The 21588-nt window shown below is 69.7% G+C and carries 18 protein-coding genes; 9 read left to right on the top strand and 9 right to left on the bottom strand.

From position 1 onward, the window contains the following. Positions 1-50: 50 nt before the first annotated feature. Positions 51-3104 (bottom strand): excinuclease ABC subunit UvrA, encoded by a 3054-nt coding sequence (gene uvrA / locus ACGFW6_RS15560; protein WP_393508785.1) that lies wholly within the window; start codon positions 3102-3104, stop codon positions 51-53. A gap of 252 nt (positions 3105-3356) precedes the next feature. On the opposite strand from uvrA, the gene ACGFW6_RS15555 reads away from it, so the two are divergent. The 5 genes from ACGFW6_RS15555 (at position 3357) to ACGFW6_RS15535 (ending at position 7749) form a co-directional block, all read left to right on the top strand. After that, positions 3357-4043 (top strand): maleylpyruvate isomerase family mycothiol-dependent enzyme, encoded by a 687-nt coding sequence (locus ACGFW6_RS15555; protein WP_393508782.1) that lies wholly within the window; start codon positions 3357-3359, stop codon positions 4041-4043. Positions 4044-4086: 43 nt separating this feature from the next. Further along, complete coding sequence (locus ACGFW6_RS15550) at positions 4087-4743, top strand: MBL fold metallo-hydrolase (RefSeq protein ID WP_393508779.1); 657 nt, start codon at positions 4087-4089, stop codon at positions 4741-4743. Between the two features lie 443 nt (positions 4744-5186). Then, positions 5187-6071, top strand: a complete 885-nt coding sequence (locus ACGFW6_RS15545) for an ABC transporter substrate-binding protein (RefSeq protein WP_393508776.1) — start codon at positions 5187-5189, stop codon at positions 6069-6071. After that, positions 6068-6985 carry an amino acid ABC transporter permease gene (locus tag ACGFW6_RS15540; protein ID WP_393508773.1) on the top strand — a complete coding sequence of 306 codons (918 nt, stop codon included), beginning with the start codon at positions 6068-6070 and terminating at the stop codon, positions 6983-6985. The genes ACGFW6_RS15545 and ACGFW6_RS15540 overlap by 4 nt, the downstream gene beginning before the upstream one ends. Positions 6986-7020: 35 nt before the next feature. Then, positions 7021-7749 (top strand): amino acid ABC transporter ATP-binding protein, encoded by a 729-nt coding sequence (locus tag ACGFW6_RS15535; protein WP_393508844.1) that lies wholly within the window; start codon positions 7021-7023, stop codon positions 7747-7749. Between the two features lie 65 nt (positions 7750-7814). On the opposite strand, the gene aroQ is transcribed toward ACGFW6_RS15535, so the two are convergent. Further along, positions 7815-8288 carry a type II 3-dehydroquinate dehydratase gene (gene aroQ / locus ACGFW6_RS15530; protein WP_393508770.1) on the bottom strand — a complete coding sequence of 158 codons (474 nt, stop codon included), beginning with the start codon at positions 8286-8288 and terminating at the stop codon, positions 7815-7817. 104 nt (positions 8289-8392) lie between these two features. On the opposite strand from aroQ, the gene ACGFW6_RS15525 reads away from it, so the two are divergent. Next, positions 8393-9439, top strand: a complete 1047-nt coding sequence (locus ACGFW6_RS15525; RefSeq protein WP_393508767.1) for a S66 peptidase family protein — start codon at positions 8393-8395, stop codon at positions 9437-9439. 98 nt (positions 9440-9537) lie between these two features. Then, positions 9538-10812 (top strand): MFS transporter, encoded by a 1275-nt coding sequence (locus ACGFW6_RS15520; RefSeq protein WP_393508841.1) that lies wholly within the window; start codon positions 9538-9540, stop codon positions 10810-10812. Positions 10813-10835: 23 nt separating this feature from the next. On the opposite strand, the gene ACGFW6_RS15515 is transcribed toward ACGFW6_RS15520, so the two are convergent. The 7 genes from ACGFW6_RS15515 to ACGFW6_RS15485 form a co-directional block, all read right to left on the bottom strand. After that, positions 10836-11936, bottom strand: a complete 1101-nt coding sequence (locus tag ACGFW6_RS15515) for a calcium:proton antiporter (RefSeq protein ID WP_393508764.1) — start codon at positions 11934-11936, stop codon at positions 10836-10838. A 115-nt stretch (positions 11937-12051) separates the two neighbouring features. After that, positions 12052-12354, bottom strand: coding sequence for a hypothetical protein (locus tag ACGFW6_RS15510; RefSeq protein ID WP_393508762.1), 303 nt, complete (start codon positions 12352-12354; stop codon positions 12052-12054). Positions 12355-12495: 141 nt separating this feature from the next. Beyond that, on the bottom strand, positions 12496-13497 hold the full coding sequence (locus tag ACGFW6_RS15505; protein ID WP_030967239.1) for a TerC/Alx family metal homeostasis membrane protein: 1002 nt from the start codon (positions 13495-13497) through the stop codon (positions 12496-12498). A 225-nt stretch (positions 13498-13722) separates the two neighbouring features. Then, positions 13723-15792 (bottom strand): TerD family protein, encoded by a 2070-nt coding sequence (locus ACGFW6_RS15500; RefSeq protein WP_393508758.1) that lies wholly within the window; start codon positions 15790-15792, stop codon positions 13723-13725. A 64-nt stretch (positions 15793-15856) separates the two neighbouring features. Further along, positions 15857-16435 (bottom strand): TerD family protein, encoded by a 579-nt coding sequence (locus ACGFW6_RS15495; protein WP_380851736.1) that lies wholly within the window; start codon positions 16433-16435, stop codon positions 15857-15859. A 198-nt stretch (positions 16436-16633) separates the two neighbouring features. Continuing rightward, on the bottom strand, positions 16634-18781 hold the full coding sequence (gene uvrB / locus ACGFW6_RS15490) for an excinuclease ABC subunit UvrB (RefSeq protein WP_393508755.1): 2148 nt from the start codon (positions 18779-18781) through the stop codon (positions 16634-16636). A gap of 39 nt (positions 18782-18820) precedes the next feature. Further along, positions 18821-19687 carry an MHYT domain-containing protein gene (locus ACGFW6_RS15485; RefSeq protein WP_393508752.1) on the bottom strand — a complete coding sequence of 289 codons (867 nt, stop codon included), beginning with the start codon at positions 19685-19687 and terminating at the stop codon, positions 18821-18823. Positions 19688-19964: 277 nt separating this feature from the next. Here ACGFW6_RS15485 and ACGFW6_RS15480 point away from each other — a divergent pair, with 277 nt between their 5' ends. Next, positions 19965-20834 (top strand): glycerophosphodiester phosphodiesterase, encoded by an 870-nt coding sequence (locus tag ACGFW6_RS15480; protein WP_393508749.1) that lies wholly within the window; start codon positions 19965-19967, stop codon positions 20832-20834. A 57-nt stretch (positions 20835-20891) separates the two neighbouring features. Then, positions 20892-21446: a methylated-DNA--[protein]-cysteine S-methyltransferase gene (locus tag ACGFW6_RS15475; protein WP_393508747.1), complete on the top strand. Its 555-nt coding sequence runs from the start codon at positions 20892-20894 to the stop codon at positions 21444-21446. Positions 21447-21588 lie beyond the last annotated feature (142 nt).

Below are 21588 nucleotides of genomic sequence, written 5' to 3'. Positions count from 1 at the left end.
GCGGGGCGCCGCCCGTTTCGGTATTTCTTCGGACTCGCCGGTCGCCCGACTCAGGCCTTGCGGGCCCGCGTCGTCTTCTTCGCGGGAGTCGTCTTCTTGGCGGCCGCCTTCTTCGTGGCCCCGGCCGCCTTGTCGGTGGCCTTGTTGTTGGCCGCCTTCGTCGTCCTGGCCGTCGCCGTCCTCTTCGCCGCCGTGCCGGCCGCGACGGTCCTCTTCGCAGCCGCCTTGCGCGGGGCCTTGACCGAGGCCGCGTCGCTGATGCGGTCCGCGCCGAGGACCTCGCGCAGGAACTTGCCGGTGTGGCTGGCGGGCACCGCGGCGACCTCCTCGGGCGTGCCCTCGGCGATGACCAGGCCACCGCCGGCGCCGCCCTCGGGGCCCATGTCCACGAGCCAGTCGGCGGTCTTGATCACGTCGAGGTTGTGCTCGATGACGATGACCGTGTTGCCCTTGTCGACCAGGCCGGAGAGGACCTTCAGCAGCTTGCTGATGTCCTCGAAGTGCAGACCGGTGGTCGGCTCGTCGAGGACGTAGACCGTACGGCCGGTGGAACGCTTCTGGAGCTCGCTCGCGAGCTTCACGCGCTGCGCCTCACCGCCGGACAGGGTGGTCGCCGACTGGCCGAGCCGGACGTAGCCGAGACCGACGTCGTTCAGCGTCTTCAGGTGGCGGTTGATCGCCGGGACGGCCTCGAAGAAGTCCATGGCCTCTTCGATCGGCATGTTCAGGACCTCGGAGATGGACTTGCCCTTGTAGTGGACCTCCAGGGTCTCCCGGTTGTACCGGGCGCCGTGGCAGACCTCGCACGGGACGTACACGTCCGGGAGGAAGTTCATCTCGATCTTGATGGTGCCGTCGCCCGCGCAGTTCTCGCAGCGGCCGCCCTTGACGTTGAAGGAGAAGCGGCCGGGCATGTAGCCGCGGACCTTCGCCTCGGTCGTCTCGGCGAACAGCTTGCGGATGTGGTCGAAGACGCCGGTGTATGTCGCCGGGTTCGAGCGCGGGGTGCGGCCGATGGGCGACTGGTCGACGTGCACGACCTTGTCGACGAGGTCGTCGCCGTCCACCCGCGTGTGCCGCCCCGGGACGTTGCGGGCGCCGTTGAGTTCGCGGGCCAGGTGCGTGTACAGGATGTCGTTGACCAGCGTCGACTTGCCGGATCCGGACACGCCCGTGACCGCGGTGAACACACCGAGCGGGAACGAGACGTCGATGTCCTGGAGGTTGTTCTCCCGGGCACCGTGGACCGTGAGCAGCCGGGACGGGTCGTGCGGGCGCCGGATGTCGGGCACCGGGATCGCCTTCTTGCCGGCCAGGTACTGACCGGTCTGCGACTCGGCGTTGGCGAGCAGTTCCTTAAGGGAGCCGCTGTGCACGACCTTGCCGCCGTGCTCACCGGCGCCGGGGCCGATGTCGACGATCCAGTCGGCGGTCTTGATGGTGTCCTCGTCGTGCTCGACGACGATGAGCGTGTTTCCCATGTCGCGCAGCCGGACGAGGGTCTCGATCAGCCGGTGGTTGTCGCGCTGGTGAAGACCGATGGACGGCTCGTCGAGGACGTACAGCACGCCGACGAGTCCGGAGCCGATCTGGGTGGCCAGGCGGATGCGCTGCGCCTCGCCGCCGGAGAGCGTGCCGGCCGCGCGGTTGAGCGAGAGGTAGTCCAGGCCGACGTCGACCAGGAACCGCAGCCGCTCGTTGACCTCCTTCAGCACACGCTCGGCGATCTTCTTGTCGCGGGCGTTGAGCTTCAGCTCGCCCAGGAACTCCGCGCAGTCGCTGATCGACATCGCGGAGACCTCGGCGATCGACTTCTCCATGATCGTGACCGCGAGGACGATCGGCTTCAGGCGCGTGCCCTCACAGGTGGGGCAGGGCACCTCGCGCATGTAGCCCTCGAAGCGCTCGCGGCTGGCGTCGCTCTCGGCCTCGCTGTGCCGGCGCTTGACGAAGGGGACGGCCCCTTCGAAGGGCGTCGTGTAGACGCGCTCGCGGCCGTACCGGTTGCGGTACCGGACCTCGATCTGCGTCTTGTGGCCGTACAGCAGGGCCTTCTTGGCACGCTGCGGCAGGCCCGCGAAGGGGATGTCGGTCCGGAAGCCGAGCGCGTCCGCGAGGGCACCGATCAGACGGCCGAAGTAGTCCTTGGTGTGGCCGTGCGACCAGGGGTGGATGGCGCCCTCGTCGAGGGACTTCTCCTCGTCGGGGACGATCAGCTCGGGGTCGACCTCCATGCGCGTGCCGATGCCGGTGCACTCGGGGCAGGCGCCGAACGGCGAGTTGAAGGAGAAGGAGCGCGGCTCCAGCTCCTCGAAGGAGAGGTCGTCGTAGGGGCAGTACAGGTGCTCCGAGTACATGCGCTCGCGCTCGGGGTCGTCCTCGGGGAGGTCGACGAAGTCGAGCACGACCATGCCGCCGGAAAGCCCCAGGGCCGTCTCCACGGAGTCGGTGAGCCGGCGCTTGGCGGAGTCCTTCACCGTGAGGCGGTCGACGACCACCTCGATGGTGTGCTTCTCCTGCTTCTTCAGGGTGGGCGGGCTGGACAGCTGGATCGTCTCGCCGTCCACCCGCGCGCGGGAGTAGCCCTTGGTCTGCAGGTCGGCGAAGAGGTCGACGAACTCGCCCTTGCGCTCGCGCACCAGCGGCGAGAGCACCTGGAAGCGGCTCCCCTCCGGCAGCTCCAGGACCTTGTCGACGATGGCCTGCGGCGACTGGCGGGTGATCGGCCGGCCGCACTGGGGACAGTGCGGCTTGCCGATGCGCGCGAAGAGCAGACGCAGGTAGTCGTAGACCTCGGTGATGGTGCCGACCGTCGAGCGCGGGTTGCGCGAGGTCGACTTCTGGTCGATGGAGACGGCCGGGGACAGACCCTCGATGAAGTCGACGTCCGGCTTGTCCATCTGACCGAGGAACTGCCGGGCGTACGACGACAGTGACTCCACGTAGCGCCGCTGTCCCTCGGCGAAGATGGTGTCGAAGGCCAGCGAGGACTTGCCCGACCCCGACAGGCCCGTGAAGACGATGAGCGAGTCGCGCGGCAGGTCGAGCGAGACATTCTTCAGATTGTGCTCGCGCGCGCCACGGACGATGAGACGGTCGGCCACGCCGGTCCGCACCTTTCTTGAGAGAAGTGACACGGAGGCGAGGCCCCCGTGTGTTCTCGGACTCGAGTCCCCCCGTGCTTTCTCAGACTAGGGGGAGCCACTGACAACGCCGGTCGGATTCCCGGATGCGTCAACAATCCCCGGCCATCCAGCATGCCCGACGTCACGAACGAGCCTATAGCACGTGCATTCGATTTACGGCACTCGTTCACCACCTTCACCCAAAGGTGTGGCGGGACTAATGTCAGCACCATGATTGATCACGCTCGTGACCTGGTGTCTGTACGTGAAGCGACCGATCGGCTGCTCACCGCAGCGGCAAAACTGGACAACGCGTCAGTGGCCGAGCCGTCACGGCTCCCCGGCTGGAGCCGCGGTCATGTCCTCGCGCACATCGCCCGCAATGCGGACGCCCTCGTGAACGTCCTCCAGGGCCGTCCCATGTACGTCTCCGCCACCGCCCGTGACGCCGACATCGACCGCGACGCCCCGCGCCCCCTCGACGACCAGCTCACGGACGTGCGCGAGAGCGGCAACCGCTTCCAGGAGGCGGGAGCCGTGCCCGCGGACTGGGCGCGCACGGTGGAACTGCGCAACGGGGTCACCGACGCGGCGGCCCGGGTGCCGTTCCGGCGGTGGGTCGAGGTGGAGCTGCACCACGTCGACCTCGGTATCGGGTACGAGCTGGAGGACCTGCCGGCGGAGTTCGTGGAGCGGGAGATCGACTTTCTCGCGGACCGGTTCAGCGGGCACGCCGATGTGCCGCCGACCCGGCTCACGGACGGCACGCACGCGTGGAGCACGGGCCGGGAGGCGGACGCCCCCGAGGTCACCGTGCGAGGCGCCGCACCCGACCTGCTCGGCTGGCTCGCCGGGCGCCGCGACGGGGCCGGGCTGACCTCGGAGGGCGGCGCGCTGCCGTCGCTCCCCCCGCTGTAGCGCCGGGGGGCCACGGGCCGTCCCGCCGCTATAGGCTGCCGCCATGACGTACAGCGGACAGGTGACGGTCGGTGGCCCCGCCGACGTGCATGAGCTCAAGGACCTGATGATCACCAAGATCGCGGTCGGCCCGATGGACAACAACGCCTATCTGCTGCGCTGCCGGGCCACGGACGAGCAACTGCTGATCGACGCCGCCAACGACGCGGACACACTGCTCGGCATGATCGGGGACGACGGCATCGCGTCCGTCGTCACCACGCACCAGCACGGCGACCACTGGCAGGCACTCGCCGCGGTCGTCGAGGGCACCGGCGCGCGCACGTACGCGGGGCGGGACGACGCCGACGGCATCCCGGTGCCGACCGACGTCCTGGTCGATGACGGCGACACCATCCGGGTGGGGCGCGTGGAGCTCACCGCGCGCCATCTGGTGGGGCACACGCCGGGTTCCATCGCCCTCGTCTACGACGACCCGCACGGGCATCCGCACGTCTTCACCGGCGACTGCCTCTTCCCCGGCGGCGTGGGCAACACCCGCAAGGACCCGGCGGCGTTCGCCAGCCTGATCCACGACGTGGAGACGAAGATCTTCGGCACGCTGCCCGACGAGACGTGGGTCTACCCCGGGCACGGCAACGACACGACGCTGGGCGCCGAGCGCCCGCATCTGCCCGAGTGGCACGCACGGGGCTGGTGACCGCGAACCGGTCCAGCACGGGGGACCGGTACATGTGAACCGGACCCTCACCAAGGACCGGCGCATCCGAAACAGACCGACACCAGGGGCCGGCGAACGCCCACCGGGCCAACACGTGCGGTCGGTGAACGAGAACGCTCAAGGGCGCGTGGTCAGCGACCACGCGCCCCCGCGCACGCGCCCCGTGTGAACCGTTCACACACGCTGGTGTCATGCGCGCGCTCCCGGCGCGCGTTGTTGCGCAGTCAACTGGAAGCAGCCCCGCGAAGGATGACGGCTCCTGAGCGGAAAGGGCCGCCGGTCTCTCCATCCCCGCCCTCGACCGGCGGCCCCGGCGATCTCCCACGGGACGCGTTCACAGGACCGCAACACCCGTTCCCAATATGCGGACATTCACCGTCGTGACCTCGACAGAGTCGACGATGTACTGTCAATCTCGCGCCATGCATCCTGCCCCCCGCGCGCTGCGCCGCGCCGTCGCCGTCGCAACGACCGCCCTGCTCGCCACCGCTCTCGGCTGCGCTCCGCAACCGGACGAGAAGGCCGCCGACGCGCCGTCGGGTTCGGCCGGAAACACGTGCGCCAAGGGCGAGTTGAGCACCGAGACCGCCGGCAGGCTGACCGTCGCCACCGACGAACCGGCCTACGAACCCTGGTTCAAGGACGACAAGCCGGCCAACGGCGAGGGCTTCGAGTCCGCGGTCGCCTACGCCGTGGCGCAGCGACTCGGCTACGACAAGAGCGCCGTCGTCTGGCAGAGCGTCCCGTTCAACAAGGCTTTCGCGCCCGGCGAGAAGACCTTCGACTTCGACATCAACCAGGTGTCGATCAGCGACGAGCGCAAGAAGGCCGTGGACTTCTCGTCCGGCTACTACGACGTCCGCCAGGCCGTCATCGCGCTGAAGGACGGCAAGGCGGCCAAGGCGAAGGGCGTCGCCGATCTGAAGGGCCTCAAGCTGGGCGCTCAGGTCGGCACCACCAGCCTGAACTACATCGACGACGTGGTGAAGCCGACCCAGGAGCCCGCCGCGTACGCCAAGAACGACCAGGCCAAGTCGGCGCTGAAGAACGGGCAGGTCGACGCCATCGTGGTCGACCTGCCGACCGCCTTCTACATCACCGCGGCCGAGGTGACGGACGCGACGATCGTCGGTCAGTTCGAGAACCAGGGCGGTACGCCCGAGCAGTTCGGGCTCGTGCTCGACAAGGGCAGCGCGCTGACGCCGTGCGTGACGGAGGCAGTGGACGCCCTGCGGGAGGACGGCACCCTGGACAGGCTGGAACAGCAGTGGCTGTCCGACGCCGTGGACGCCCCGGTGCTCAAGTGACCGTGACGAAGGAGGAGTCCGGCCAGGAGGACGCGGACGGCGACGCCGGCATGCCCGGCGCGGACGACGGCTACGTCCCCTCCCAACGGCGGCTCGACCGGGAGCGCCACAAGCGGGCCCGCGCCCTCCGCGCCACGGCCATCGGCGCCCTCTCCACCCTGGTCACCGGTGTCGTCCTCTATCTGGTCGTGGTCAACGCCCCGGGCTGGCCGCGCACCAAGGAGACCTTCTTCGACTGGGGATACGCGCGCGAGGCGTTGCCCAAGGTCCTCGAAGGACTGTGGCTCAACGTCCGGCTGCTGCTGATCTGCGGCGCCTGCGTGCTGGTCCTCGGGATGCTGATCGCCGTCGCCCGCACGCTGCGGGGGCCGGTGTTCTTCCCGCTGCGCGTGCTGGCCGCCGCCTACACGGACTTCTTCCGGGGCCTTCCGCTCATCATTAACCTCATGATCGTCGTCCTCGGCGTCCCCGCGCTGCGGCTCCAAGGCGTGACCGTCGATCCGGTGCTGCTGGGCGGCACGGCCCTCACCCTGACGTATTCGGCCTACGTGGCCGAGGTGTTCCGCGCGGGCATCGAGTCCGTGCACCCCTCGCAGCGCGCCGCGGCACGCTCGCTCGGCCTGACCAACCGGCAGGCGCTGCGGCACGTCGTCCTGCCCCAGGCGGTACGCCGTCAGGTGCCGCCCCTGCTGAACGACCTGGTGTCGCTGCAGAAGGACACCGGGCTGGTGTCGATCGGCGGCGCAGTGGACGCCGTACGGGCCGCGGACATCATCGTGGGCCGCAGCCTCAACTACACGCCCTACATCGTCGCCGGCCTGATCTTCGTGGCGCTGACCATCCCGATGACGCGGTTCACGGACTGGGTGACGGCCCGGATGGACCGCCGGCGCGCCCAAGGAGGTGCCCTGTGAGCGACGCAACCGTGAACGACGCGCCCGTGCTGCGCATGGAGTCCGTCCGCAAGACCTTCGGCGGCTCGGTGGTGCTGCGGGACGTCGACCTGGAGCTCGCGCCGCACACGGTGACCGCGCTGATCGGCGCCTCCGGCTCCGGCAAGTCCACGCTGCTGCGGTGCGCGAACCTGCTGGAGGAGATCGACGACGGCGCCATCTGGCTGGACGGCGAGGAGATCACCGATCCGCGCGTCGACCAGGACGCCGTACGGCGCCGTATCGGCGTGGTGTTCCAGGCGTACAACCTCTTCCCGCACATGACGGTCCTGGAGAACATCACGCTCGCCCCGCGGCGGGTGCACGGGCAGTCCCGTGCCGAGGCCGAGGCACACGCGCGTGAGCTGCTGGAGCGGCTGGGGCTCGCCGAGAAGGCGGGCGAGTATCCGGACCGACTGAGCGGCGGCCAACAGCAGCGGGTCGCGATCGTCCGCGCCCTGGCCGTACGTCCGCGACTGCTGCTGCTCGACGAGATCACCGCCGCCCTCGACCCGGAGCTCGTGGGCGAGGTCCTCGCCGTCGTGCGTGACTTGAAGGCGGACGGAATGACGATGGTGCTGGCCACGCACGAGATGGGGTTCGCCCGCGAGGTCGCCGACCAGGTTTGTTTTCTGGACGGAGGGGTGGTGCTGGAGCACGGCACGGCCGAGCGGCTCTTCAGTGACCCGCAGCAGGAGCGCACGCGACGCTTCCTGCGGCGCATCGTGGAGGCCGGGCGCCTGTAAGGACCGCCTCGCAAGGGCGGGCGGTCCTTACGTCTTCGCCCTCCGGCACCCGCGGGAGGGCCGCGTCACGTGGTCGCCTGCCCCGCCCCCACCAGCGCCGCGACCCGCTCCACACCGAACACGTAACCCTGCACACCGCACCCGGCGATGACCCCGTCAGCGCGCAGCGAGACGTAGGAGTGGTGCCGGAAGGACTCGCGCTTGTGGATGTTGGAGATGTGGACCTCCAACACAGGAATGCCGTCGCACGTGTTGAGCGCATCCAGGATCGCCACGGAGGTGTGCGAGTAGGCGCCGGGGTTGATCACGATCCCGCAGTGGTTCAGCCGTGCCTCGTGGATCCAGTCGACCAGCTCGCCCTCGTGGTTGGACTGGCGCAGGTCGATCGTGCCGCCGTGCGCGGCCGCCGCCTTGGCGCACAGGGCCTCGACATCGGCGAGGGTCTCGGAGCCGTAGATCTCCGGCTGGCGCTGGCCGAGCAGGTTCAGGTTGGGGCCGTTGAGGATCATGATCGGGGCGTTGGCCAGGGTGCGGGGCACGGTTCCTCCGGTCCGTTCGAGGTGCGGCGGTGCGTCGATGACCGCTGCTCAGACCCCGGTTTATCACGATGCACCGAGCACGCATCGCCCCCTACCCTCCGGACATGACCCCGATCTCGTACCCTGCCAAGCCCTCCCCCGGCGACCGCGTCGCCGTCATCTCGCCCGGCGCGGGCCTGCCCGGACTGTTCCCGCTCCCCTACGAACTGGGCCTGGAGCGGTTGCGCAAGGAGTACGGACTCGAACCGGTCGAGTACCCGACGACCCGCAAGATGGGCGCTACGCCGCAGGAGCGGGCGGACGACATCCACGCGGCGTTCGCCGACCCCGGTGTCAAGGCGGTCATCGCCTCGATCGGCGGCGACGACCAGATCACCGTGCTGCCGTTCCTGGACCGGGAGTTGATCCGGGCCAATCCGAAGCCGTTCTTCGGGATGAGCGACAACACGAACCTGCTGATGTTCCTGCGCAACACCGGCATCGTCGGCTACCACGGGACGAGCGTGATGTGCGAGCTGGGCCGCCCGGGCGCCATGCACCCGCAGACCGCCGACTCGTTGCGGGCCGCGCTGTTCACGTCGGGCGAGTACGAACTCGGGCCCGCCGAGCGCTGGAACGACATCAACCGCGACTGGGCCGACCCCGCGACCTTCGACGCGGAGCCGGAGACACGGCCCGCCGCGGGATGGACCTGGGTGAACGGCGACCGGGTGGTGGAAGGCCGGACCTGGGGCGGCTGCCTGGAGATCGTCGGCTGGCTGCTCATGGCCGACCGGGAGATCGCGCGCGACCTCTCCGCGTACGACGGCGAGGTGCTGCTGCTGGAGACGTCGGAGGAGATGCCGAGCGCGAACGAGGTGTTCTGGACCCTGCGGAACATGGGCGAGCGCGGGTTGCTCCAGCGTTTCTCCGCCCTCCTGATGGGGCGGGCGAAGACGTGGTCGTTCGAGCGCCCCAACGGCCCGGAGGAGGCTGTCCGTTACGCCACGGACCAGCGCGAAGCCGTCCTGCGGGCCATGCGTATGTATGCCCCGAACACTCCCATCGTCTTCGACGTGGACTTCGGCCACACCGATCCGCAACTCGTGATCCCCTACGGCGGCACCGTCCGTGTCGACGGCCCTGCCCGGCGCATCACCGTCACGTACTGACCGAGCTCCAGCGCGCCCGCACGCCCCCGTAACCGGCGATCACGCTGGGTAGTTGACGCAGCATGCACGACGTACGCTCAGTCAAGTCACCCCCGTCCATGCTGCGGCTCGCGGCCGCCTCGCTCGCCGGGACGGCCATCGAGTTCTACGACTTCTTCGTCTACGGAACCGCGGCCGCACTGGTCCTGGGACCGCTGTTCTTCCCGACGTTCTCGCCGGTGGCGGGAACCCTCGCCGCCTTCGCCACCTTCGGGGTGGGCTTCGTGGCACGGTCCCTCGGGTCGGTGCTGTTCGGGCACATCGGGGACCGGCACGGACGCCGGCCGGTCCTCGTCGCCTCACTGCTGATGACCGGCGCCTCCACGGTCGCGGTCGGCTGCGTACCGACGTACGACACGATCGGCGTGGCCGCTCCCCTGCTGCTGCTCGTGCTGCGTTTCCTCCAGGGGCTGGGGCTCGGCGGGGAGTGGGGCGGGGCCGTCCTGCTGACCGTCGAGCACGCGCCCCCTGGCCGCCGCGGACTGTGGTCGAGCTTTCCGCAGGTCGGGCCGGCGCTGGGGTTCCTGCTCGCCAACGGTGTGGTGCTGGGGCTGTCGGCGACGCTGTCCGACGCGCAGTTCGCCGCGTGGGGCTGGCGCGTGCCGTTCTGGGCGGCGGGAGTGCTCGCGCTGGTGGGGCTGTGGCTGCGGTCGTCGCTCGCCGAGAGTCCCCGGTTCCTGGAAATCGACGACCACGCGCGCGTGCCGCTCACCGAGGTCGTACGCGACCACTGGCGGCTGGTGCTGCTGACGGCCGGAGCGCTCGCGGTCGGGTACGCGATCTTCTACACCGTGACGACCTGGTCCCTCGCGTACGCCACCGAACGGCTGGGTGTGAGCCGCGGCGTCATGCTGACCTGCATCATGGGCGCGGTGGTGGTGAAGGGCTCGCTGACGCCGCTGGTGGCGATCCTCGGCGACCGGTACGGGCGGCGGCCGCTGTGCCTCATCGGGTGCACGGCGTCCGCCCTGTGGATGTTCCCGCTGGTCGCGCTGCTCGCCACGGGTGAGCCGTTGCTGATGTTCCTGGGCTTCCTCGGCGCGATGCTCGCCTTCATCACGATGTTCGCCGTGATCGCCGCGTATCTGCCGGAGCTGTACGAGCCACGGGTGCGCTGCACGGGCGCCGCGGTGGGCTACAACCTCGGCGGTGTCGTCGGGGGCGCGCTGACGCCGATCGTGGCGACCGCGCTGGTGGAGCAGAGCTCGGGTCGGGTGCCGTGGGGCGTGGGGGCGTATCTGACCGGCGTCGCGCTGCTCAGCCTGGCGTGTTTCACGCTGCTGCCCGAGACGCGTCCGGTGCCTGTCGCGGCTGCGGAGCCCGCCACCGGGTGACGGGCTCCGCAGCCGGGGCGGGTTCAGGGATTGATCGCGAGTTCCAGGTACGCCGCGAACAGCACCAGGTGGACGCCGCCCTGGAGCGGCGTCGCCCGCCCCGGTACGACCGTCAGCGAGCTCACCACCACCGTCAGGGCCAGCAGCACCATGTGCGTGGGGCCGAGGCCGAGGACGAGCGGGCCTGTGAGCCAGACGGAGGCCAGGGCGACCGCGGGGATGGTCAGTCCGATGCTGGCCATCGCCGAGCCGAGCGCGAGATTCAGGCTGGTCTGCACACGGTCACGGCGGGCGGAGCGCAGCGCGGCGATCGTCTCGGGGAGCAGCACCAGCAGAGCGATGATCACGCCGACGACGGCATGCGGCAGGTCGGCGGCCGCCACTCCGTCCTCGATGGTGGGCGACACTCCCTTGGCGAGGCCGACCACGCCGATCAGGGCCAGGCCCAGCAGCCCGAGGCTCACCAGCGCCGTGCGGGCGGAGGGCGCGTCGGCGTGGTCGTCACCGTCGATCACCTCGCCCTGCCGGGTGATGGGGAGGAAGTAGTCGCGGTGCCGCACGGTCTGCGTGGTCACGAAGAGGCCGTACAGGATCAGCGACGAGACGGCGGCGAACGTCAGCTGGACCGTGGAGAACTCCGGGCCGGGCTTGCTCGTGGTGAACGTCGGCAGCACCAGGCTGAGCGTGGCGAGGGTCGCGACGGTCGCGAGTGCTGCGCCGGTGCCCTCGGGGTTGAAGACCGCCGTGCGGTGCCGCAGCGAGGCGACGAGCAGACACAGGCCGACGATGCCGTTGCAGGTGATCATCACGGCGGCGAAGACCGTGTCGCGGGCGAGGGTGGAGCTCTTGTCGCCGCCGTCGACCATCAGGGTCACGATCAGGGCGACCTCGATGATCGTGACGGCCACGGCGAGGACGAGCGAGCCGAAGGGCTCGCCGACGCGGTGCGCGACCACCTCGGCGTGGTGCACGGCGGCCAGGACGGCGCCCGCGAGGACCAGCGTCACGACGGCGACGACCGCGCCGGGCAGGTCCCGCCCCCAGGTGAAGGCCAGCAGGACGACCGCGAGCACCGGCACGAGGTACGTCCACCCCGTCGTGAGCGACCTGAGCCGATCGATCATGGAGCGATCGTCGCAGAGGGGTTGAGGGTTCGCATTCTGGTCTGTGCGGTGGTCAGGACGGCGGTCGGGCGGCCCCGCGCCCTTCGGGTGCGGGGCCCCCGTGCTTCTTGTGTCGCTACGCGAAATCGGTCATCTCCTGTACGTCGCAGTCCGTGAAGGACGGCGGCCTGGTGCACAGCGCGGCCATCTGCTCCGCGAACTTGGTCGTCTCGGGGTCCTCGCTGTTGCGCATCGCGTCCTCGTGGGAGTCGAACTCGATCACCACGAGGTAGCGGTTGGTGTGCGCCCTGTCCTTGATGACGAGCCGCCGCGTGGGGCCGCCGCTGCGGCCCTCGATGCGCTGGTCCGTCTCCCGGGCCAGCTCCCGCATCTCGTCGATGCGCTCGGTCTCGAACTCGATGATCTGTACGAACTTCATGGGTGCGTCCACAGGTGCCTCCACCCCCGGCCGTGGTGTCCCCCGGCGAGGACATCCAGCACCCAAAGAAGCACCGGGAGCGGTGCTCGGCAATTCGCCGAGCACCACCCCCGGTGATGGTTCTTCCTACGTCCGACATGGTCAGACGTCGATGCTGTCCTTCGGAGCGCCATCGCTCCGCTCCTGCGCCGCTTCGGCCGCCGCCTGCTTCTTGGAGGCCCTCAGGCTGGTGATCGTGGTGACGATCAGGACCGAGCAGATCACGCCGAGCGAGACCGGAATGCTGATCTCGGGGACATGGACCCCGGACTCGTGCAGCGCGTGCAGCACCAGCTTCACGCCGATGAAGCCGAGGATGATCGACAGGCCGTAGCTGAGGTGGACCAGCTTCTTCAGCAGACCGCCGATGAGGAAGTACAGCTGCCGCAGACCCATCAGCGCGAACGCGTTGGCCGTGAACACGATGTACGGGTCCTGCGTCAGGCCGAAGATGGCCGGGATGGAGTCCAGGGCGAAGAGCACGTCCGTCGTACCGATCGCGAGCATCACGACCAGCATCGGGGTCATGACCCGCTTGCCGTTCTCCCGGATCCACAGCTTGGTGCCGTGGTAGCGGTCGGCGACACCGAACCTGCGCTCGGCCGCCTTCAGCAGCTTGTTCTCCTCGAACTCCTCCTCCTCGTCGCCGGACCGGGCCTCCTGGATGAGCTTCCAGGCGGTCCAGATCAGGAAGGCGCCGAAGATGTAGAACACCCACGCGAAGCTGGCGAGGATCGCGGCGCCGGCGGCGATGAAGATGGCCCGCAGCACCAGCGCGATGAGGACACCGACCAGCAGCACCCGCTGCTGGTACTGGGACGGCACGGCGAACTTCGCCATGATCAGAACGAAGACGAAGAGGTTGTCGACGCTCAGCGACTTCTCGGTGATGAAGCCGGCGAAGAACTCGCCGCCGGCCTGTCCGCCGCCGAAGATCAACAGGCCGAGCCCGAAGAGGCCCGCCAGGGCGATCCAGACGACCGTCCAGATTCCGGCTTCCTTGATGGATACGTCGTGTGGCTTACGGCCGATGAAGAAATCGACCGCGATCAGGGCGGCAAGGCCCACGATGGTCAAGACCCACAGGGTCGTAGAAACTTCCACTGCGCCTCCGGCAGTACGTAACGGCAGATGTCAGCGTCGTCGCGCGCCGGAGGTCTCTTCCACCCACGATGGGCCGACGCCCCGGGATCTGGCCGGATCCGTATTGACGGGTACGTCGCAGCAGACAGGGAGTACTCCCCTCCGTGGAACAAACAGTACCCCAATCACCAAGGAAAGGTAAAGTGATTGGCAAAAGAAGTACCAAGTTCGCAGGTCAGGGGGCTTTTACCAGTGCTTGGCCCGTGCTGCCGCGACCTGTGTGAGGACCTGCTGGAGGACCTGACTGCCGGGCGGTACGAGCGAGGGCTCGTAGGTCCAGGCGTGCCCCACCCACGGGTCGGCGAGGTGGTCGTCGGCCACGGGGGTCAGACGCAGCAGCGCACGCCACAGCGGGTCCAGCAGCGGGCCGTAGCCGGCCGCTTCCTCGCGGTCCGCGACCATCATCAGATGGACACCGACGGCGGGACCCTCGTCCGCCAGGTACCGCAGCTGGTTGACGGCCCGGTCGTCGAAGCCGTGCGGGAAGTCGTTGACGATCAGCAGTTGCTGGGAGGTGTCGAAGCCGGGCGGCAGGGAGTCGGGCGCACCGCCGCGCAGCGCCATCTGCACCAGGTCGACGCGCTGCGTGAGCCGTCCGAGGACGTCCGCGACGCCGGCCGCGCCCACGGCCGGCGGAGCCGCGAGCACCCCGGTCTGCACCAGGGGTGCGAGTGCCTGTGAGCCCGAACCGGCCGGGTCGATGACGTGCACGGTGAACTCGCCCGCCGGGTAGACGGCGAGCAGCCGGGCCGCGTTCGCCACCGCCGTCTCCATCGCGAGGCGGCGCAGGTCGTGGGAGTCGGTGAAGGAGCCGTCGAGTGATCCGCTGCGGCCACTGTCGATCCACAGGCCACGCTCCAGCGGTAGCCGGACCAGCATCGGGATACGCAGCTCGGCGCTCTCGGGCAGGTGGAGCTCACCCAGGCGCAGGGCCATGGGGATCTCCATCGGTACGCGGTAGCCGTGCCAGACCGGGTTGTCCCAGCGGGCGTAGGCGGGCGGCAGGGCCGGTTCGACGACCTGGGCCTCCGCGGTGAGCTGGGCGAGGTCCCGGTCGAGCGTGGCCCTGGCCTGGTTGACGAGCTGTGCGTGTTTGGCCTGGGCCGCCTCGCGGGCGGCGTCGCCCTGTCCGCCGATCCGGCTGCGCGGGTCCGACAGGACCTGGTCGAGCTCCTTCTCCATCCGCGACTCGGCGAAGTCGACCGCGCTGCGGTAGGCGGCGGTGGAACGGGCCAGGTCCTCGAACATGCCCCACACCTGGTTGTACAGCCGCTCCTCCATGGACCAGCCGGTGGCGTCGCCCGCGACGGGCTGGGCGGGCTGTCCGGGCTGCGCCGGGGGCGCGGTCGGCGGAGGCGGCGGCGGAGCGGCGTTCTGCCGGCGCGGGTGGCTGTAGTCGATGGGGCCGCCGGAGGTGGGGGCGGTCGGCTGGGTGGGGTCGGTCGGGCCGGTTCCGGCCTGGTACGACGGCTGCGGCGCGGACTGGCCCGGCATGCCGGGTGACTGCGTGCCGTACGGAGAGTTCGGCGGCGGGGTCGCCTGGCCGGGTGTCTGGGTGCCGTAGGGCGAGGTCGGCTGCGGTGCCGTGGAGCCGGAGGTGCCCTGCTGTGCCGGGCCCGACTGGTCCGGGCCGAGGGCGGGTGCGGCCGCCTGCCGGGAGCGGTCGCCGTCCGTGCGTGACGGGGGCGCCGGGATCGAGCGGGCCACGCCCTGGGCGACGGCTTCGTTGATGCTGCCGGCGAGCTGGTGGGCCTGGGCCAGGCCCTGGTCGGTGAAGAGGTCGGCGAGACCGCCGGCGTACCCCTGGCCGATGGCGCGCACCTTCCAGGCGCCCTGGCGGCGGTAGAGCTCCAGGGCGACGACGGCGGACTCGGCCTCCAGGCCGGTGACGGTGTAGCTGGCCACCTCGGCGCCGTCGAGGCCGGTGACCGCGACGAACGGGGTGGGGACGGCGCCGAAGCGCGTCGGACCGCCGACCCCGGTCGGCAGGGCGAGCAGCACGCTGACACGGTGGACGGCCTCCGGCATGGCGTCCAGATCCACCGCGAGACGATGGTCGGCGGCCGCCTGCCGGGAGACTTCGAGGCCGGGCAGGGTCGGGGTGCCGGGATGGGCCACCCATTCCACGCCGTGGATCCTGCCCTGCTCGTCGCCGAGCGTGGCGGCGGCCACGATCGGCGCGCCGCCCGAGACCCGGATCTCCAGACGGGCCTGGGAGAGCGGGTGGTTCTGCCCCCGCACCAGCTCGGCCGTCATGCCTTCGTCCCCCTGCTTGTCAGTTGTCGTGTCGTGTGCCGCCCGCCGGGCCGCCTCGCGTGTCCTACAGGTGCGGCAGGATCGCCGGCATCAGGTCCTGGAACGTACGGCCGTTGGCCGGCGTACCGAGCGCCGTCATCGTCCAGCCCGGACCGTTGCGGTGCACCTTCGCCATGATCTGGGCCGTGTAGGCGCCGCCGCCCGCGAGCGTGTAGCGGGCGAGCTCCTGGCCGTTGGTCTCGTCGACCAGGCGGCAGAACGCGTTCTGCACCTCCTGGAACGTCTGGCCCGTGAAGGAGTTCACGGTGAAGACGATCTGGTCGATGTGGACCGGGATACGGGCGAGGTCGACGAGGATCGCCTCGTCGTCGCCGCCCTGGCCGACACCGCCGACGAGGTTGTCGCCGGTGTGGCGCACCGAGCCGTCGTCGCTCACCAGGTGGCGGAAGAAGACGACGTCGACCGGCTGCTTGTCCGCGAACAGGACGGCCGAGGCGTCGAGGTCGACCTCCCGCGTGCGCGAGCCGAACAGGCCGCGCCGGGGAGCCGCCTGCCAGCCGAGACCCATGCGCACCGCGGTCAGGCTGCCTCCGTCGTTCTTCTGCAGACTGATTGCCTGACCCTTGGTCATGTTGACGGTCACGTGCTGATTCCCCTCTCGAACTGTCCCCTGTTGGCCGCGGAGTCCGCGGATGACGAGAACCCTACGCAGGGACACTGACAGTGACGTACCCCGGTCCCCACTTTGTGTCGGTCTTGCAACACAGCGAGTACGGGCAGCGGGTGGACGGCGGTGCGGGCGGCGCCGGTGCCGCGGTGCGGACCGGCGCTCACGGCCCCGTCAGGCCAGTCCCGCCTCCTTCATCTGACGCAGTTCCTTCTTCATCTCGGACACCTCGTCGCGCAGCCGTGCCGCGATCTCGAACTGCAGATCCGCGGCGGCGGCGCGCATACGCTCCGTCAACTCCTCGATCTGCTCGGCGAGATCCGCCGCCGGCCGGTCGGTCGGCACCGTCTCCTTGGCCTTGCCCTTGGCGGACTTGGCCGTCTTCGCGCCCTTGGCCGCCTTGTCGCCGAGGGAGGGTACGGGGGCCTTGGTGCCCCGGCCGTCCTTCTTCGCGCGGTATCCCGTGCCGAGCAGCTGCTCGGTGTCGACGTCCTCGCGGGCGATCTGCGCGACGATGTCGTTGATCTTCTTGCGCAGCGGCTGGGGATCGATGCCGTTCGCCTTGTTGTACGCGACCTGCTTCTCCCGGCGGCGGTTGGTCTCGTCGATGGCCTTCTCCATCGCCGGGGTGATCTTGTCCGCGTACATGTGGACCTGGCCGGAGACATTGCGTGCCGCACGGCCGATGGTCTGGATGAGGGAGGTCCCGGAGCGCAGGAAGCCCTCCTTGTCGGCGTCGAGGATCGCCACCAGGGACACCTCGGGCAGGTCGAGGCCCTCGCGCAGCAGGTTGATGCCGACGAGGACGTCGAACTCGCCCGCGCGCAGCTCTCTCAGCAGCTCGACCCGGCGCAGGGTGTCGACGTCGCTGTGGAGATAGCGCACCTGGATGCCGAGCTCCAGGAAGTAGTCCGTGAGGTCCTCGGCCATCTTCTTGGTGAGGGTGGTGACCAGGACGCGCTCGTCCTTCTCGACGCGCGTGCGGATCTCGTGCACCAGGTCGTCGATCTGGCCCTCGGTCGGCTTGACGACGACCTCCGGGTCGACGAGGCCGGTGGGGCGGATGATCTGCTCGACCTGGCCGTCCCCGCGGGACAGCTCGTAGTTGCCGGGGGTCGCCGACAGGTAGACGGTCTGCCCGATGCGTCCCTGGAACTCCTCCCACTTCAGGGGGCGGTTGTCGAGGGCGGAGGGCAGGCGGAAGCCGTGGTCGACCAGGGTGCGCTTGCGGGAGGCGTCGCCCTCGTACATGGCCCCGATCTGCGGCACCGTCACGTGCGACTCGTCGATGACCAGGAGGAAGTCCTCCGGGAAGTAGTCGAGCAGGGTGTTCGGCGCGGATCCGGGCGAGCGGCCGTCGAAGTGCATCGAGTAGTTCTCGACGCCGGAGCAGGAGCCGATCTGGCGGAGCATCTCCAGGTCGTAGGTCGTGCGCATCCGCAGTCGCTGGGCCTCCAGGAGCTTGCCCTGCTTCTCCAGCTCGGCGAGGCGCTCGCCGAGCTCCTTCTCGATGTCGTTGACGGCCCGCTCCATGCGCTCGGGGCCGGCGACGTAGTGGGAGGCCGGGAAGACGTACAGCTGCTCGTCGTCGCTGATGATCTCGCCGGTCAGCGGGTGCAGCGTGGAGAGGGCCTCGATCTCGTCGCCGAACATCTCGATGCGGACGGCGAGCTCCTCGTAGACCGGGAAGATCTCGATGGTGTCGCCGCGCACCCGGAAGGTGCCACGGGTGAAGGCGAGGTCGTTGCGCGTGTACTGGATGTCCACGAAACGGCGCAGCAACTGGTCCCGGTCGATCTCCTCGCCGACCTTCAGGGGGACCATGCGGTCCACGTACTCCTGCGGCGTACCGAGGCCGTAGATGCAGGAGACCGAGGCGACCACGACGACGTCGCGGCGGGTGAGCAGCGAGTTCGTCGCGGAGTGGCGCAGGCGCTCGACCTCCTCGTTGATCGAGGAGTCCTTCTCGATGTAGGTGTCCGACTGAGGGACGTAGGCCTCGGGCTGGTAGTAGTCGTAGTACGAGACGAAGTACTCGACGGCGTTGTTCGGCAGGAGCTCGCGGAACTCGTTCGCCAGCTGGGCGGCCAGCGTCTTGTTCGGCGCCATCACCAGGGTGGGCCGCTGGAGCTTCTCGATCATCCACGCGGTGGTCGCGGACTTGCCTGTGCCGGTCGCGCCGAGCAGGACGACGTCCTTCTCACCGGCTTCGATGCGCCGGGCGAGCTCGGCGATGGCCGCCGGCTGGTCGCCGTTGGGCTGGTAGGGGCTGACGACCTCGAAGGGCGCCACCGTGCGTTCGATGCTGGAAACGGGCCGCATGGATCCACCGTACGACCCCCCACTGACAACGCGGTCCGATCAGTGGTTCTGCGGGGTCCTGGAGCTTCGGGTTCCGGCGGTGCGGCGGTACCGCAGCGGGTGGCGGCGGGCCTGGTGCGGGACGCCGGGGTGGGCCGGGACGCCGGGCTTGTGCTCGACGGGGGCCTCGGTCGGACGCCCCATGATCATCTTCGGGTCGAACAGGACGACGGCCCCCGCGAGCAGCAGGAAGGCGAGCGGGCCGACCAGCATCGGGGCGAGCAGGGCGGCGGGCGAGTCGCCGGTGGCGGGGTCTCCCGTGCCGTGCAGATGGACGTTGAGGGCGGCCATGCCGGTGTAGTGCATGCCGCTGACGGCGAGGCCCATGACGAGGCTCGCGCCCAGGCTCCACAGGAGTCCTCTGACCTGGCCCGCGGCCCACAGGGCGGCGGTGGCGGCGCCCATGGCTATGACCACGGAGACGGCGACGGTGAAGGTGTTGTACTCCAGCTTGCCGTCGAGCCGCATGCCGGCCATGCCCAGGTAGTGCATCGACGCTATGCCGAGGCCGGTGATGGTTCCGCCGGTGAACAGGGCCGCGCCCCGGGCACCTCGGTAGCCGACTATGAAGATCCCGACACCGACCATGACGATGGCGACGGCGAGGCTCGCGAACGTCATGGCCTTGTCGTAGTGGATCGGCGTCTCCTTGACGGTGAACCCCATCATCGCCACGAAGTGCATCGTCCATATGCCGGAGCCGATGGCCGCCGCTCCCAGGGCGAGCCAGCCGGGACGCCAGGAGCGCGAGACGAGCATCGATCTGGTGGTGCAGCGAAGGCCGAGCGCGCCACCGAGGCAGGCCATGAGGTAGGCCACCACAGGTGTGACGAGTCCGTAGCTGAATCCGTCGATCGTGCCCTGCATACGCGGCTGCCCTTCCGCCCTTTTACGTCCCGGAACTCCGTGAAATGCGCCCCCTCCCAGGACCGCCCGAACGGTCAGGGTTGAGGCAGAGGGTAACCCCCACCGGAATGGTCGAACGATTTTCCGGCAAAGAAACACGGCCTTGCCCCAGTTGTGCCGCACAGGTGAGCGGGCGCAGGCAACTCCATTCAATCTGTGGTCATTCTGTACTCCTCCGCCGTTGACCCTCTGCTGTCACAGTTGAGCTGTTCGTGATCGTCCGACGCGAGGAGTACGCATGCACGCGCGCGCTGTAGCCGCCACGACGACCGCGCTCCTGGGAACCGCCGCCCTGCTCATCCCCGCCCCCCACGCCCGGGCGGGCTCGACCCAGCCCACGGTCATCGCCCACCGCGGAGCCTCCGCCTATGCCCCCGAGAACACCCTGTACGCCGTGGACAAGGCCGCCGAACTGGGGGTCGACTGGGTCGAGAACGACGTCCAGCGCACCAAGGACGGCGAGCTGGTCGTCGTCCACGACGACAACCTCAGGCGGACCACGGACGCGGAGGAGGTCTTCCCCGACCGCGCGCCCTGGAAGGTGAAGGACTTCACGGCCGCCGAGATCGCCCGGCTGGACGCGGGCAGCTGGTTCGGCGCGGCGTACGCGGACGCGCGCGTGCCGACGCTGGAGCAGTTCGTCGACCGTGTGGAGCTGCATCACCAGAAGCTGCTGCTGGAGATCAAGAACCCGGAGCTGTACCCGGGCATCGAGCAGCAGACCCTCAAGGTCCTGGACAACGAGGGGTGGCTGGACGGGCCGCACCTGGAGAGCCGGCTGATCGTGCAGAGCTTCAGCGCGGCCAGCGTGCGGACCGTCCACGAGCTGAAGCCGGCCGTGAAGACCGGGCTGCTGGGGACACCGGCCGTGGCGGACCTGGACGGTTACGCGGCCTTCGCCGACCAGGTCAATCCTTCCTACGGGTCCATCTCCTCGAGTTACGTCGCCGCCGTCCACGCGGTCGAGGGGCCGCACGGCAGGCCGCTGGAGGTCTTCACCTGGACCGTGGACGACGCGAGCATCGCCCGGCTGGTCGCCGGGTACGGCGTCGACGGCATCATCACGAACGCCCCGGACGTGGTGCGGGACGCCTTTCCCGCGAAGTGAGGCCCGCACGGCGCCCGCTCCCGGGGCGTTGTCAGTGGTGGGCCGTACGGTGGGCGCATGGACAGCCATGGGCAGTACGAGCAGCAGGTCGTGTGGGCCGTCGTCGGCACCGACATCGGTCCACTCATGCTGGCCGCGACCCGCGAAGGCCTGGTCAGCGTCGTCTTCCACGCCACGCAGAAAGTGCGCGAGGCGATGCTCGATCGACTGGCCTCACGGCTGGGCACCGAACCGGTCGAGGCGCCCGACTCCCCGCTGCTGGCCGAGGCGATACGCCAGATGGAGCAGTACTTCGAAGGGGCGCGGCGGGACTTCGAGCTGCCGCTGGACTGGTCGCTGATCTCCGGCTTCAACCGGCAGGTGCTGCGCGAGCTGGCGTCCGGTGTCCCGTACGGCACGGTCGTCGGATACGGCGATCTCGCAGGGCGGGCCGGACAGCCGGGCGCGGCCCAGGCCGTGGGCGTGGCGATGGGCGCCAATCCGCTGCCGGTCGTCGTGCCCTGCCACCGGGTCGTGGAGAGCGACGGCGGCATCGGCGGGTTCGGGGGCGGTCTGGAGACCAAGCGGAAGCTGCTCGCGCTGGAGGGGGTTCTGCCGGAGCCCCTGTTCTGAGGGCTCCCCGCTTTTTCGCGGGGTGGGCAGGCGGGAGAAGGCGGGGTGGGCAGGCGGGAGAAGAGGGGGGAGACTGCGCCTGTGACGACACCTTTCACCCCCATGTACGCGGCCGGTCCGGTGCGCGGTCCCCGGCCGGCCG

This window comes from Streptomyces sp. Y7 (genome assembly GCF_043195415.1).
Taxonomy (GTDB): Bacteria; Actinomycetota; Actinomycetes; order Streptomycetales; family Streptomycetaceae; genus Streptomyces.
Note: the sequence above shows the minus strand (reverse complement) of the source record. Positions and strands in the feature narration are given on the sequence as shown.

What these genes read in the sequence shown, in the direction of transcription:
- ACGFW6_RS15500 (WP_393508758.1), bottom strand. Translation starts at nt 15,792, where the DNA reads ATGACGGCCGAGCTGGTGCGGGGGCAGAACCACCCGCTCTCCCAGGCC.
- ACGFW6_RS15520 (WP_393508841.1), top strand. Translation starts at nt 9,538, where the DNA reads ATGCTGCGGCTCGCGGCCGCCTCGCTCGCCGGGACGGCCATCGAGTTC.
- uvrB (WP_393508755.1), bottom strand. Translation starts at nt 18,781, where the DNA reads ATGCGGCCCGTTTCCAGCATCGAACGCACGGTGGCGCCCTTCGAGGTC.
- ACGFW6_RS15525 (WP_393508767.1), top strand. Translation starts at nt 8,393, where the DNA reads ATGACCCCGATCTCGTACCCTGCCAAGCCCTCCCCCGGCGACCGCGTC.
- ACGFW6_RS15515 (WP_393508764.1), bottom strand. Translation starts at nt 11,936, where the DNA reads ATGATCGATCGGCTCAGGTCGCTCACGACGGGGTGGACGTACCTCGTG.
- ACGFW6_RS15535 (WP_393508844.1), top strand. Translation starts at nt 7,021, where the DNA reads ATGGAGTCCGTCCGCAAGACCTTCGGCGGCTCGGTGGTGCTGCGGGAC.
- ACGFW6_RS15475 (WP_393508747.1), top strand. Translation starts at nt 20,892, where the DNA reads ATGGACAGCCATGGGCAGTACGAGCAGCAGGTCGTGTGGGCCGTCGTC.
- ACGFW6_RS15545 (WP_393508776.1), top strand. Translation starts at nt 5,187, where the DNA reads ATGCATCCTGCCCCCCGCGCGCTGCGCCGCGCCGTCGCCGTCGCAACG.
- ACGFW6_RS15555 (WP_393508782.1), top strand. Translation starts at nt 3,357, where the DNA reads ATGATTGATCACGCTCGTGACCTGGTGTCTGTACGTGAAGCGACCGAT.
- ACGFW6_RS15550 (WP_393508779.1), top strand. Translation starts at nt 4,087, where the DNA reads ATGACGTACAGCGGACAGGTGACGGTCGGTGGCCCCGCCGACGTGCAT.
- ACGFW6_RS15480 (WP_393508749.1), top strand. Translation starts at nt 19,965, where the DNA reads ATGCACGCGCGCGCTGTAGCCGCCACGACGACCGCGCTCCTGGGAACC.
- ACGFW6_RS15485 (WP_393508752.1), bottom strand. Translation starts at nt 19,687, where the DNA reads ATGCAGGGCACGATCGACGGATTCAGCTACGGACTCGTCACACCTGTG.
- ACGFW6_RS15510 (WP_393508762.1), bottom strand. Translation starts at nt 12,354, where the DNA reads ATGAAGTTCGTACAGATCATCGAGTTCGAGACCGAGCGCATCGACGAG.